We start from the raw sequence: 13,308 nt of genomic DNA, 5'->3' as shown, positions 1-13,308 counted from the left end.
AGTTTCTCCATGTTAGCCAAACGGGTTACACACGAACGCGGTAGGGACAATTGAGCCGAGCCAGTACAGGATTGTCCAGCCGTCCTTGTGCTGGCAGACCTGTATTGCGCCCGCAGCAGTCCCCAGCGCCGCCGCCACGAGAGAGGCGGTCCGTCCCCCACCAAGCAGGCTGGCAAGCGTCGCGAGCCCGGCGCCGGTCCAGGCACCGCCTTCCACCTTGTTGGTCAGCCAGCTGTCCAGTCCCACCTCGACGCCGTACCAGTGTGACTTGATGTACCCGTGGCCCTTGGATTGTGCGGCTGCCTGCTCGACAGCCGAGGCGTTGCGCGCGGGTGCCTCGCTCGGAGCACTTTCCGCCACACCCTCGGCAGACATCACGAGATTGCCACTCTTGATGTCACCGTTCACGGCGTCGATGTAGGCGTCGAGCTTGTCGAGGTCGGCCTGCGGAACCTCGGCCAGCACGGAGGCTGGGGCGTCGATGCGGTAGCCGTCTTGTGAATATGAGACGTAGCCGTTCAGTGCGTGCAGCGGACTGGAGGAAGGTGCGGCGTCGGTCGAGGCAACAGGCGTGAGTGAAGTCCGCTTGTGCCGGGTTTCAGCGGTGGTGATGCGAGTGGCCTTCGACGCCGCGATTGCCGCGCTGGCGGATCCCCCGATAAGCGCGCCCGTCATCGCTACGGCCATTGCCAGTACGGCGGCACGCGAAACCTTCGTATTCAAATGTATTCCTAGCTGTCTACTGAAAGCACCTTTCGATGATTTCAGTTGCGGCCTATGACGGCTGGTCAGACTCGTCATGCACCCGCCATATTGGGTGCGACAGGGATCCTGGCATGCCGCGAAAGGGTGAGTCAAGGATGGCGATTCCTGAGCCAGGCCGATGAACTCCCGCACCAGCGTCAGCTGTTCAGCGCGCCGAGCCTCAGCCAGCTTAGTACTCCAGAACGCGCAGCGCGGCGGGCCCAGGCCGGGCCGTCTCTGGGCCGTCCGACAGCGACCGGAGACGACCAACAACGACAAACACCCACGGCTCCGCCGCTGGTCAGAGCCACCTCGAGTGAACTTCTCCTGAGGTCATCCGACGAGAAACCCGTTCTAGTTGAACTAAGCCAGGGGCGTGCTGGCCGGGGTGGTCGTGGCGGGGCGGTCGGTCAGGTGGCGGCGGAGGAAGTCCAGTTGGTGGCCCAGCAGCCGGGCGAACGTGTCGTCGGCCGGTGCGGCGTGGGTCATGCCGCTCAGCGGCAGCACCTCGTGCGGTTTCCCGGCGGCCAGCAGGGCGGCGGACAGCCGCAGGGTGCCGGCCACGAAGACGTTGTCGTCGGCCAGCCCGTGCACCAGCAGCAGCGGGCGGCTGAGCTTCGGGGCGTCGGCGAGCAGCGAGGACGACTCGTAGTGCTCCGGGTACCGGTCGGGCAGGCCGAGGAAGCGCTCCTTCCAGCAGGCGTCGTAGAGCCGTTGGTCGGTGAGCGGGGCGCCGGACACCGCGGCGTGGAAGACGTCGGGCCTGCGCAGCACCGCGGCGGCGGCCAGGATCCCGCCGAACGACCAGCCGCGGATGCCCACCCGGCCGAGGTCCAGCTCCGGGTGGCGCTCGGCCGTCGCGTGCAGGGCGGTGACCTGGTCGTCCAGGGTCGGGCCGAGCAGGTCGCCGAAGATCTCCTTCTCCCAGCGCGGCCCGCGTCCGGGCGTGCCCGCGCCGTCCGCGACCAGCACCGCGAAGCCCTGTTCGGCGAACCACTGGGAGACGAAGGCGTGCGAGGCCTGTTCGGCCAGCACCTTCTGCATGGCGGGGCCGCCGTACGGGTCGACCAGCACCGGCAGCGGGGCGTCGCCGGCCCGGTGCCAGGAGGGCAGGAAGAGGTGCGTGCGCAGTTCGCGCCGTCCGACGACGGCGGACTCGACGCGCAGGCTCAGCAGGGGGCGCTGGGCGTGCGAGCGGATCTCGACGGGAGCGGGGCCGTCCGGCTCCGGGCTGCCGTCCGCGGTCAACCGGTGCACGGTGGTGTGCGAGCCCGGCAGTTCGGGCGTGCGCGTGACGCGGACGAACGTGCTGCCGCCGAAGGCGCCGGAGTGCACGCCCGGCCGCTCGGTCAGCCGGCGCACGCCCTGGCCCGGCCGGTATCTCCACACATGGCGCTCGGTGGGTTCCGCGGCCGCCGTGAAGAACACCGTCTCGCCGTCCACCGCGAGCACCTCGTGCAGGTGCAGGCCGTCCGGCGTGACAGGGGTGCCGTCGACGGTCAGGTGCCGCGTCTCGTCCCGGTCGAGGTAGTCGACGAGCCGGCCGGTGCCCGTGCGCGCGGGCACTCCCGGCACCAGCAGCTCCACCCAGCGCTCGTCGTGCCGCTCGGCCAGGAGGCCGGTCGAACCGTCCGCCGGATCGACGGCCAGCACCCGGAGGGAGCGCTGGTCGCGGCTGAGCACGACGGCGAACGGGCCCTGCCCGTCCCAGCCGGCCGCGGGCAGGTACTCGAAGCCGGCCCGGTCCCAGCGGACCTCGGTACGGTTGCCCGCCAGGTCGGCGATCCACAGGGTGACGTCGGCGTTGGCGGTACCGACCCGCGGGAAGCGGATCGTGCGCGGCGGCTTGGCGGGGTCGGCCGGGTCGGCGAGGTACCAGAGCGCGACCCCGCGGTTGTCCACCCGGGTGGTCAGCAGCCGCTCCCCGTCCGGCGCCCACCAGTACGCCCGGTGACGGTTCATCGACTCGCTCGCCACGTGTTCCGGCAGGCCGAAGAAGACGTCCGGGCCTTCGGCCGGCTCGGGCGCGGCCACCGCCCGGTCGCCGCCGCCGTCCGCGCCGATCACCCGGAGCGCCCCGCCGCAGACGTAGGCGACGTGCCGGCCGTCGGGGGACGGGCGCGGGTCCACCACCGGCTGCCGGGCGGGCAGTCGCCGTACGGCGCCGGAGCCCGTGTCCACCACCCACAGCTGTCCGGAGAGCGCGAACGCGGCCGTCCGGGCGGCCGCGTCGGTGGCGTAGTCGGTGATCCCGGCGGACTGCTGCCTGGCGCGCTCGCGCCGGATGCGCTCCTCCGGCGGCACCTCGTCGGCCGCGTCGCCGAGCAGTCCGGCGGGGTCGGCCAGCAGCCGCTCCGTGCCGGTCGCCGGGTCGAGCGTCCACAGGCACCCGGCCGGATCGTCGCCGGCCCGGCTCCGCAGGAACAGGACACGGGCGCCGTCCGGCGCCACGGTGGGACGGGCGGGTGCGCCGAGGGTGAAGCGGCGGGTGCGGGCGACCTGGCGCAGGAGTGGGGAAACCGCCGTGTCCGCCACTGCGCCGTCGGCAGCGGGCCTCATGCGTCCGTCCGCCCGTCGCTCCGGGCGTGGGTCCCCGCGGCCGGCCGCCACTCCGCGGCGAGGAGCCCGAGCAGCACCTCGTCCAGGAACCCGCCCATCACCCAGGCCGAGGAGCGCAGCACGCCCTCGCGGACGAAGCCGTTGCGCTCGGCGGCGCGCAGCATCGCGGCGTTGTCGGACAGGGTCTCGATCTGCAGGCGGTGCAGGCCGCGCACGACGAAGCCGTAGTGGCACAGGACCGCGACCACGTCGGTGCCGTAGCCCTTGCCGCGGGCGGCGGGCAGCAGGCCCAGCCCGATGTGCGCGAGGCGGTTGTGGGTGTCGATGCCCCACAGCGTGGCACTGCCGACCAGCGTGCCGCGCGCCAGTTCCACCACGGAGAACCTGACGCTCTCGTCGTCCTCGTGGTCCACCGTGAGCCGCGAGTCCGTCGAGCCGGGTGACACCGGCCGCCACGGCCCGCTGCCGGCCTGCGTGGAGTAGACCACGTCGTCGTAGAGCTCGGCCCGCAGCACCGGGATGTCCTCTTCGTACCGGGCCCTGAGCCCGACCGTGTCACCTCTGAGCATGCCCGCTTCCTATCCGGCCGGTCCGGCCGGCGGCAATCCAATATGCGGTCGCACCGGCCCACGCCGACCATCTGACGGATCATCAGCTCTGGTTATAGTGGGAAGCGGCCGTGGGGCCGGCGGGACCGGACGGGGGCGGAGGAAGGCTGATGGCGGACAGTCTGGGCGAGTCGGCACAGGCAGGGCCGGAGGTGGCCGTGCGGGATCTCGGCGGGGGCGTGCGGTCGGTCGCGGTGCCCATACCGGACAATCCACTCGGCCACACCCTGGTGTACGTGATGGACACCGACCGGGGGCCGGTGCTGGTCGACACCGGGTGGGACGATCCCGGGTCCTGGGACGTGCTGGCGGCGGGGCTCGAGGCGTGCGGTACGGGCGTCGGCGAGGTGCACGGGGTCGTCATCACGCATCACCATCCCGACCACCACGGGCTGTCGGGGCGGGTGCGCGAGGCGTCCGGGGCCTGGATCGCGATGCACGCGGCCGACGCGGCGATCGTGCGGCGGGCGCGGGAGACCCGGCCGGAGCGGTGGTTCACGTACATGGCGGCGAAGCTGACGGCAGCCGGGGCGCCGGACGAGCACGTGGCGCCGTTGCGCGAGGGACCCCGCCGCCGGAGCGCCCCGCCCGGTCTTGCCCCCGCCCTTCCCGACCGCGAGATCCTCCCCGGCGAACTCCTCGACCTCCCGGGCCGCCGGCTGCGTGCCGTCTGGACGCCGGGGCACACGCCCGGCCACGTCTGCCTGCACCTTGAGGAGGAGCATCCTTCGCGACTGCCGGGCCACGGACGTCTGTTCTCCGGCGACCACCTCCTCCCGGAGATCACCCCGCACATCGGCCTCTACGAGGACCCCGACGACGCGACCGTCACCGACCCCCTCGGCGACTACCTCGACTCCCTGGAGCGCGTCGGCCGCCTCGCCCCCGCCGAGGTCCTCCCGGCCCACCAGCACACCTTCACCGACGCACCGGGGCGGGTCCGCGAACTGCTCGCCCACCACGAGGACCGCCTCGCCGGCCTGCTCTCCCTCCTCCGGCAGCCGCTCACCCCGTGGGAACTGGCGGTACGGATGGAGTGGAACCGCCCGTGGGACCAGATCCCCTACGGATCGAGGAACATCGCCGTCTCGGAGGCCGAGGCCCACCTGCGCCGCCTGGTGAAACAGGGCCGCGCGGAGGCGGTACCGGGGAGCGAGCCGGTCACGTACGTGGCGGTGTGAACAGTTCGGCAGACACCACCTCCGGCTGCTAGACAGCCTCATGGACTCCTTGCAGCGACTCCTCGCCGAACATGCCTGCGAGCGTCTCGTCATCGACTTCGTCCGCCGCCTCGACCTGGGTGAACCGTCGTCCGTCGCCGAGTTGTTCACCGAGGACGGGTGGTGGGAGTGGCCGCCGCCCGGGGACGGGCGGCGGGCCGAGGGGCGGTCGGCACTCGCCGCCTACTTCGGCTCCCGGCCGCCGGGCCGCCTCTCCCGGCGTGTGATGTCCAACATCCTCGTCACGGTGACGGGACCGGACACGGCGACCGCGACGTCGTACTTCCAGACGTACCGGGTCGACGGTCACCCCACGGGACGCGAGGGGGGATCCGGCGGCGGAACGGTTCCGGCCGGGCCGCCCGTCCAGGTCGGTCACTACGACGACCGGTTCCGGCGCGTCGACGGGCGATGGCTGCTCGCGTCCCGGTCCCTGGTGCTGCCGTTCGGTGGGCCGACTCCCCTGGCGAGTGGCTGAAGCACGCCTGCGGGAAACTCAGTTGACCGCGCTCTCGGCCGTGATGAGCATCTCCGCGAGGTCGGCGAGGGTGGCGAGTTGACGGGGGTTCATGTGGGGGGCCCGGGCAGCGAGGCGGACGAGGCCGCTCTCGCGGAGGCGGGAGAGCGGGTCGGCCTGGGCCTGCAGGCCCTGCAGCACCGGCTGGAGGGCCTCGTACAGCGCCTCGGGCTCGTCGGCGGTGAAGAAGCCGGGCGGGAGGCCGAAGAACCGCCGCAGCCGGTCGGTGTGTTCGAGGCTCGGCAGCCCGCTCTTGCGCCACTCGCTCAGCCACTGCCTGCTGGTGCCGGCGATCGCCGCGAGCTCGCCCAGCGAGTACCGCTTGCCGTCCGGCCGGCGTCGGTTCTCGCGGATGAAGTCCAGCCGCTGCCGGACCCGTTCGGCGAGCCCCGCCTCGGGCGCGGGCCCGCCCGCGAGGAGTTCGGCGACCACCCCGACCGGAATGCCGGTGCGGTACGACAGGTCGGCCACGTCCAGGACCTCGCAGAGCCGTCCGGGGCGTCCGGTCAGCTCCCCGAGCCGCTCCAGTACGCCGGTCAGCGGGGCATGGGCGTCACTCACCAAGGTCCCCCTGCACACGCGTGATCGGCCGGCCGACCTAGCGGGCCGGGCAGACGCGAGGCTATCGAATCACCGGTCCCGCCCACCAGACATGACAAGTACCACTGCACAAGTAGGCAGCAATTGTTGACATATGACGGTTCAACAGGAAAGGATCACGTCACCAGGCCACGGTCGAACCGACCCGCCCCGGGTGCCGCCTATGGGGGAGCGGCATCCGGGGCGACCAGCCGCCCCGCCTCCTCCCCGGAAGGTGAGGCGAACCGATGCCGCAGCCCGTCCTGCTCCTCGGCGCCGGACGCCGTTGCGCGTACGACGAGTTCGTGCTGGCGCGTGTCGCCGCGGCCCGCCCGGTGCTGCTGGTGGACGCCGCGCCGCCCGCCTGGGCACAGCCGTGCCTGGCCGGACGACTCGCGGCGGACCCCGGCAAAGGCGGCGCGACGGCGTCGGCGGTGGTTCGGTTCGCGGCCCGGCACAGAGTCCGCGGCGTGCTGACCTTCTCGGGCGAGTACGCGGTCGCCGCCGCGAGGATCGCCGGGCAGTTGGGGCTGCCCGGCCCCTCCCTCGCCGCGGCCGAGGCCTGTACCGACCCGCCCGCACTGCACGCGCTGCTGTCCGCCCACACCGTTCCCACCGGCGGCCCCGACGACCCCGGCACGCCCCGCGTCTCGGCCGAGACGGTCGTCCTCGACGGCGAGATCCGCATCGCCGCCATCACCCGTACGGCCCTGGGCCCGGCGCCCGCCCGGCAGCCGCTCCGGCACACCGTGCACGCCCACGACGGCCTGCTGCACAACCGTTTCCTGCGCCTCGCCGTCGACCGCACCGTGCACGCCCTCGGTCTCGACCGGGGTGTCCTGCACATCGGCCTCACCCTCACCGACCGCGGCCCCCGGGTCACCGACGTCGCCCCGCACCTCCCGGGCGACCTGATCCCGCTCCTCGTCAGACGGGCCACCGGCGTCGACCTCGCCCGGGCCGCGGCCGCCCTCGCCACCGGCGAGGTGCCCGACACGACGCCCACCCGGCAGCGGGCGGCCGCGATCCAGTTCGCGTACCCGGCCGCCACCGGCCGCCTCGACCACCTGGACCTCTCCCCCGACGCCGCCCACGAGCCCGGCGCCGACCGCATGCTCCTCACCCAGCACACCGGCAACCACGTCACCGCGGGCCCGCACGCCACCGCCGCCGACCGGCTGGCCCTGTGGGTGGCGGTGGGCGAGACCCCGGACGCCTGCGACGACGCGCTGCGCCGCATGGGCCGCCATCTGTCGGTGGGCATCGCGCCGCTCGCGGACGCGGCTTGAACGCTCCGCCGGAAGTGCCGCGAGGTGCCGTCAGCCGGCTGCGGCGCCGTCCTGTTCCTCCCCCGGCCTTCGGCCGGGGTACCCCCAGCGCCCCTTACGGGACGCTGCCCCGAAAGGCGCTGGATCACCGGGCATGTTCCGCTCTACGGTGCGGCCATGAGCGATCACCCCGAAGCGTCCGTCGTGCCCGTCCAGGCCTATGAACCCCCGTACTACGTGGCCGTCTTCACCACGATCCGGACCCAGGACCAGAGCGGCTACGGCGAGACCAACGCGCGCATGGAGGAACTGGTGAAGGACATCCCGGGGTACCTGGGGATGGACCACGCGCAGACCCCCGGCGGGCTGGGTATCACCGTCGGGTACTTCCGCGACGCCGACGCCCTCACCCGGTGGCGGACCGACGCCGAGCACCGCGCGGCGCAGCGGCGCGGGCGGGCCGAGTGGTACGAGAGCTACACCCTGCACGTGGCGAAGGTGGAGCGGAGCCACGGCTTCACGCGGGGGCAGTCCGCGGAGACGGCGCCAGAACGCTAGAAGGCGACCGACCGTATCAACTGGCCGTCCCTGTCCGGCACTTCGACTTCCGCTCGGCTCATCGCCGGATGGGCCGCGCGCCGGCGCAGGGCCGCCGTCGGTCCGTCCTCGGTCGGTCCGCCGGGCTCGGCGAGCGGGGCCGTGAGCAGGGTCGGTCCGGACAGCCGCTCCGTGCACGCCCCGCCCCGAGCAGTCTCCCCGTCATGGCGCGACCCTGACGGAACGGTCCCCGCACAGCCCCCTCTCAGCTTCCTCGGGGCGGCCGGTAAAGTAGCCGGGTCGTCATCACCCGTACGGGGGGAAGCCGGTGCAATTCCGGCGCTGACCCGCAACCGTGAGCCACCTGCCGTGGCAAGCCGGACCGCCGCGCCCGGGACGTTGATCGGCTCATGTGCGCCGGCGCCCGTCGTCGCACGGCACCGTCGAGGTTACGGAGCCGAGCCGCCGGGGTCTCCCGCGCTGCCCGGCTCCCCGCAGGGAGAGGCACCCGCCGATCATGACCGTCCTCCGCCGCACCGCCGGGGCGCTGGCCGCCACCGCCGTCATCGGTGCCGCCATGCCCGCGACGACCGCGCTGGCCGCCGGCACCACGTCCCCGTCGCCGTCCGCGTCGTCGGTGCTTCCGTCGGGGCTGTACGGCGGTTCGGACCCCAAGTTCGACGGCGTCTGGCGCCAGTCCCTCGCCCTGCTGGCCCAGCGTGCGGTGGGGGTGACCCCGGCCGCGAAGGCGGTGGACTGGCTGGCCGGGCAGCAGTGCGCGAACGGCGCGTTCGCCGCCTTCCGCGCGGCGCCGGCGGCGGCCTGCGACGCCAAGGTGACGGTCGACACGAACAGCACGGCCGCCGCCGTACAGGCGCTGAAGGCGGTCGGCGGGCGCGACGCCGCCGCGACCAGGGCGGTGAGCTGGCTGAAGTCGGTGCAGAACAAGGACGGCGGCTGGGGCTACACCCCCGGCTCGCCCAGTGACACCAACTCCACCGGCGTGGTCGTGGGCGCGCTCGCGGCGGCCGGCGCGAGCGCGGACAGGTCGCCGTACGACCTCCTCGCCAAGTGGTCCCTCCCGTGCGGCCAGGACGGCGGCGGTGCCCTCGCCTACCAGCCGGACAAGCAGGGGAAGCTGGCCGCCAACGCGGACGCGACCGCGGCCGGGGTGCTCGGGGCCCTCGGCAAGGGGTTCGTGACGACGGCCGGCAAGGCCCGGGCGAAGGATCCCGCCTGCGCCGGCTCCGGCACGGCGCGCACGCGGGAGGAGGTGGCCCGCAACGGCGCCGCGTACCTGGCGGACGCCATGTCGAAGAGCGGCCACCTCGTCTCCGCGCTCGCCGGTGCCGAGCCCCAGCCGGACTACGGCAACACCGCCGACGCGGTCGTCGCCCTGGCCGCGCAGGGCTGGACCGGGCAGGCGAAGAAGCCGTACGCCTGGCTGGAGGCGCACGCCGCGCCGTGGGCGGAGCAGAGCGGGCCCGCGGCCTACGCCGAACTGATCCTCGCCGCACACGCGATGGGTGCGGACCCGCGGGACTTCGGCGGCACGAACCTGGTGACGGCGCTGAACGCGACGGGACCGGCGCCGCGGGCCGCCGGCGCTGTCGCGAAGCACGCCGAGGAGAAGAAGTCGGGCAACAGCGTGTGGTGGATCGTCGGTACCGGGCTCGTCGCCGGTGTCGGCATCGGCTTCCTGTTCAGCGGCCGCCGGAAGCAGCAGCAGCTGTGACCGTGACCGCGGTCCGCCGTGCGGGGCTGCTGCTCCTGGCCGCGCTGACGCTGTGCGCGACGGCCGCGGGGCCGGCGGCGGCCACCGGCTACCGCTACTGGTCCTTCTGGGAGCGGGACGGCGCGCGCTGGACGTACGCCACGCAGGGCCCCTCGACCGCGCGGCCCGGCGACGGCTCGGTCGAGGGCTTCCGTTTCGCGGTGAGCGAGGACTCGTCGGACGCGTCGCAGCCGCGCGGCACGGCCGGCTTCGGCACGATCTGCGCGGACACGCGTGCCGTCGGGGGCCGGAAGCGGGTGGCGCTGGTCGTCGACTTCGGCACGGCGGCGGACGCGCCCGCCGGAGAGAAGCCGCCCGCGCGGCGCACCGCCTGCGCGGTGGTCCCCGAGGACGCGACGACGGCGAACGCCCTGGCGACGGTGGCGAAGCCGCTGCGGTACGACACGAACGCGTTGTTGTGTGCGATCGGGGGGTATCCGGCGCGGGGGTGCGGCGAGAAGGTGACGGCAGGGGCGGGGGCGGCCGGGGGCACGTCGGACGGCGGGCCGTCGGTTGGCCTGGCGGCCGGCGTGGGAGTGGTCGTCGTGGTGGCCGCGGGTGCCGTCTGGCAGGCACGGCGGCGGAAGAATGCGTGAGCGCCACAGCGCGGGCCGGTGGGGGTTGCCCGCGCAGTTCCCCGCGCCCCTGACAGGGCACGCCCCAGCCGCGGGCAGTCGTGCCACCGCGGGCCGGTCGGGGTTGCTCGCGCAGTTCCCCGCGCCCCTTACGGGGCACGTCCCAGCCGCGGGCAGTCGTGCTGCTGGGGTGGCACCCCGTAAGCGCGGGCGAGTGACGGGCCCCGTGCCCCGGCAGCAGCGCCGCTCCCCCGTCCACCCCGGCGCCTGGTGGCTCTGGTCCCTCTCGCTCGGGGTCGCCGCGTCGCGGACGACCAACCCGCTTGTGCTCGGGCTGCTCATCACCGTCACCGGTTACGTCGTGGCCGCCTGCCGCAGCCGGAGCGCGCCCTGGTCCCGCTCCTACGGCGCGTTCGCCAGGCTCGGTATCGCCGTGCTGGTCGTGCGGCTCGCGTTCACCGTCTTCCTCGGCTCGCCCGTCCCCGGCGCGCACACCCTCGTCACCCTCCCCGAGATCCCGCTCCCGCACTGGGCCCAGGGCATCCGCCTCGGCGGGAAGGTCACGGCCGAGGCGCTCGTCTTCGCGCTCTACGACGGGCTCCGGATCGCCACCCTCCTCATCTGCGTCGGTGCCGCGAACGCGCTCGCCAACCCGGCCCGGCTGCTCAAGTCCCTGCCCGGCGCCCTGTACGAGCTGGGCGTGGCCGTCGTCGTCGCGCTCACCTTCGCACCGCACCTGGTCGCCGACGTGCAGCGGCTGCGGGCCGCCCGGCGGCTGCGCGGCCGGCCCGACTCCGGCCTGCGTGGCCTGCTCCAGGTCGCCCTCCCGGTGCTGGAGGGCGCGTTGGAGCGGTCGGTCGCCCTGGCCGCCGCCATGGACGCACGCGGGTACGGCCGCAGCGCCGACGTCCCGGCCCGGGTCCGCCGTACGACGGCCGCGCTCACCCTCGGCGGCCTGCTCGGCGTCTGCGCGGGGCTGTACGGGCTGCTCACCACCGAGGGCGGCGGCTACGGGCTGCCCGTGCTGCTGGCCGGGGTGGCCGCCGCGCTGGCGGGGCTGCGGCTCGGCGGCCGGCGTTCGCCGCGCACCCGGTACCGGCCGGACCCGTGGGACGCGCGGGCCTGGCTGGTGTCCGGTGCGGGCGCCGCCGTCGCCGCCCTGCTCACCCTGGCGTCCGTCCGCGATCCCGCCGCCCTGCAGCCCGGTGTCGTACCGCTGGTCTCCCCCACGCTTCCGCTGTGGCCCGCGGCCGCCGTGCTGCTCGGTCTGCTGCCCGCCCTCGCCGTGCCGAAGGAGCCGTCGTGATCCGCTTCGAGGACGTCTCCGTGACGTACGAGGGCGCGGCCGGGCCCGCCGTCCAGGGCGTCGACTTCGAGGTGCCGGAGGGTGAACTCGTCCTGCTGGTGGGCCCGTCCGGGACCGGGAAGTCGACGGTGCTGAACTCGGTGAGCGGGCTCGTGCCGCACTTCACCGGCGGCACCCTGCGCGGCCGGGTGACGGTGGCCGGCCGGGACACCCGCAGCCACCGGCCGCGTGAACTCGCCGATGTGGTGGGCACGGTGGGTCAGGATCCGCTCGCCCACTTCGTGACCGACACGGTGGAGGACGAACTCGCCTACGGGATGGAGTCGCTGGGGATCGCCCCGGCGGTGATGCGGCGGCGGGTGGAGGAGACGCTGGATCTGCTGGGGCTCGCCGAGCTGCGGGACCGGGCGATCGCCACGCTCTCCGGCGGGCAGCGGCAGCGGGTCGCGATCGGGTCGGTGCTCACCCCGCATCCCGCGGTCCTGGTGCTCGACGAGCCGACCTCCGCGCTCGATCCGGCCGCCGCCGAGGAGGTGCTGGCCGTGCTCCAGCGGCTGGTGCACGACCTGGGCACGACGGTGCTGCTGGCCGAGCACCGGCTGGAGCGGGTCGTGCAGTACGCCGACCGGGTCGTGCTGCTCCCGGGGGACGGGGCCGCGCCGGTGTGCGGGACGCCCGCCGAGGTGATGGCCGTGTCGCCGGTGTGCCCGCCGGTGGTGGAGCTGGGGCGGCTGGCCGGGTGGTCGCCGCTGCCGATGACGGTGCGGGACGCCCGGCGCCGGGCGACGGCGACCGGGCTGCGGGAGCGGCTCGCCGGGCGGGTCCCGGAGCAGCGGGCCGCCACCGGTCCCGCGGCTCCCCTCGCCGAGGTGCGCTCCCTCGGCGTCCGCCGGGGCCGGGTCGACGCGCTGCGGGGCGTGGATCTCACCGTCGCCGCCGGGGAGACCGTCGCCCTCATGGGGCGCAACGGCGCCGGGAAGTCCACGCTGCTGGGCGCCCTGGTCGGGCTCGTCGAACCGGGCTCCGGCACGGTCCGGGTCGGCGGCGCGGCCCCGCACCGCACCCGCCCGCGCGACCTCGTACGCCTGGTCGGGCTGGTCCCGCAGGAACCCCGTGACCTGCTGTACGCCGACACGGTCGGTGCCGAGTGCGCGGCCGCCGACCGGGACGCGGGGGCGGCGGCGGGTACCTGCCGCGGGCTGGTGTCCGAGCTGCTGCCGGGGGTCGCGGACGGCACGCACCCCCGTGATCTCTCCGAGGGGCAGCGGCTCGCCCTCGCGCTGGCCGTGGTCCTCACCGCCCGGCCGCCGCTGCTCCTGCTCGACGAGCCGACCCGGGGCCTGGACTACGCGGCGAAGGCCCGGCTGGTGGGCGTGTTGCGCGGGCTGGCCGCCGACGGGCACGCGATCGTGCTGGCCACGCACGACGTGGAGCTGGCCGCGGAGCTGGCGCACCGGGTGGTGCTGCTCGCGGAGGGCGAGGTCATCGCGGACGGGCCCACCGACGACATCGTCGTCTCCTCGCCGTCCTTCGCGCCGCAGGTGACGAAGATCCTCGCGCCCGAGCGGTGGCTCACCGTGGCCCAGGTCCGCGAGGCCCTGGCGTGACCGGCCCGGCCCCT

At 74.4% G+C, this 13,308-nt stretch carries 12 protein-coding genes and 1 riboswitch; of the genes, 8 read left to right on the top strand and 4 right to left on the bottom strand.

All coding sequences use genetic code 11. From position 1 onward, the window contains the following. Positions 1-12: 12 nt before the first annotated feature. The 3 genes from ACFY0K_RS07280 to ACFY0K_RS07270 form a co-directional block, all read right to left on the bottom strand. A complete protein-coding gene (locus ACFY0K_RS07280; protein ID WP_390639012.1) occupies positions 13-801 on the bottom strand; it encodes a hypothetical protein in 789 nt (262 codons plus the stop codon). 306 nt (positions 802-1,107) lie between these two features. Then, complete coding sequence (locus ACFY0K_RS07275) at positions 1,108-3,303, bottom strand: prolyl oligopeptidase family serine peptidase (RefSeq protein WP_390639011.1); 2,196 nt, start codon at positions 3,301-3,303, stop codon at positions 1,108-1,110. After that, positions 3,300-3,872 (bottom strand): GNAT family protein, encoded by a 573-nt coding sequence (locus ACFY0K_RS07270; RefSeq protein WP_351954749.1) that lies wholly within the window; start codon positions 3,870-3,872, stop codon positions 3,300-3,302. Before ACFY0K_RS07270 ends, ACFY0K_RS07275 begins: the two co-directional genes overlap by 4 nt. 149 nt (positions 3,873-4,021) lie before the next feature. On the opposite strand from ACFY0K_RS07270, the gene ACFY0K_RS07265 reads away from it, so the two are divergent. Then, the gene (locus ACFY0K_RS07265; protein WP_390639010.1) at positions 4,022-5,092 is read left to right on the top strand and encodes an MBL fold metallo-hydrolase; all 1,071 of its coding nucleotides are present in this window, start codon (positions 4,022-4,024) and stop codon (positions 5,090-5,092) included. A 40-nt stretch (positions 5,093-5,132) separates the two neighbouring features. Next, complete coding sequence (locus ACFY0K_RS07260; protein WP_390639009.1) at positions 5,133-5,609, top strand: nuclear transport factor 2 family protein; 477 nt, start codon at positions 5,133-5,135, stop codon at positions 5,607-5,609. 18 nt (positions 5,610-5,627) lie between these two features. Here the strand turns inward: ACFY0K_RS07260 and ACFY0K_RS07255 are convergent, their stop codons facing one another. Continuing rightward, on the bottom strand, positions 5,628-6,209 hold the full coding sequence (locus ACFY0K_RS07255; protein ID WP_351954752.1) for an XRE family transcriptional regulator: 582 nt from the start codon (positions 6,207-6,209) through the stop codon (positions 5,628-5,630). A 266-nt stretch (positions 6,210-6,475) separates the two neighbouring features. Here ACFY0K_RS07255 and ACFY0K_RS07250 point away from each other — a divergent pair, with 266 nt between their 5' ends. The 6 genes from ACFY0K_RS07250 (at position 6,476) to ACFY0K_RS07225 (ending at position 13,294) form a co-directional block, all read left to right on the top strand. After that, positions 6,476-7,516, top strand: coding sequence for a hypothetical protein (locus ACFY0K_RS07250; RefSeq protein WP_390639008.1), 1,041 nt, complete (start codon positions 6,476-6,478; stop codon positions 7,514-7,516). 156 nt (positions 7,517-7,672) lie between these two features. Further along, positions 7,673-8,053, top strand: a complete 381-nt coding sequence (locus ACFY0K_RS07245; RefSeq protein WP_390639007.1) for an antibiotic biosynthesis monooxygenase family protein — start codon at positions 7,673-7,675, stop codon at positions 8,051-8,053. 259 nt (positions 8,054-8,312) lie between these two features. Continuing rightward, a riboswitch (cobalamin riboswitch) is annotated at positions 8,313-8,442 on the top strand. 107 nt (positions 8,443-8,549) lie between these two features. After that, the gene (locus tag ACFY0K_RS07240) at positions 8,550-9,767 is read left to right on the top strand and encodes a prenyltransferase/squalene oxidase repeat-containing protein (protein ID WP_390639006.1); all 1,218 of its coding nucleotides are present in this window, start codon (positions 8,550-8,552) and stop codon (positions 9,765-9,767) included. A 2-nt stretch (positions 9,768-9,769) separates the two neighbouring features. After that, positions 9,770-10,402 carry an SCO2322 family protein gene (locus ACFY0K_RS07235; protein WP_390639455.1) on the top strand — a complete coding sequence of 211 codons (633 nt, stop codon included), beginning with the start codon at positions 9,770-9,772 and terminating at the stop codon, positions 10,400-10,402. Positions 10,403-10,595: 193 nt separating this feature from the next. Beyond that, entirely contained in the window at positions 10,596-11,687 is a 1,092-nt protein-coding gene (locus tag ACFY0K_RS07230) for an energy-coupling factor transporter transmembrane component T (RefSeq protein ID WP_390639005.1), read from the top strand. Continuing rightward, on the top strand, positions 11,684-13,294 hold the full coding sequence (locus ACFY0K_RS07225) for an ABC transporter ATP-binding protein (protein WP_390639004.1): 1,611 nt from the start codon (positions 11,684-11,686) through the stop codon (positions 13,292-13,294). The genes ACFY0K_RS07230 and ACFY0K_RS07225 overlap by 4 nt, the downstream gene beginning before the upstream one ends. The last annotated feature ends 14 nt before the right edge of the window (positions 13,295-13,308 follow it).

The sequence above is a fragment of the Streptomyces sp. NPDC001507 genome (genome assembly GCF_042894765.1).
Taxonomy (GTDB): domain Bacteria; phylum Actinomycetota; class Actinomycetes; order Streptomycetales; family Streptomycetaceae; genus Streptomyces.
The sequence above is the reverse complement of the archived record's forward strand: the minus strand, read 5'-3'. Positions and strand labels throughout refer to the sequence as shown.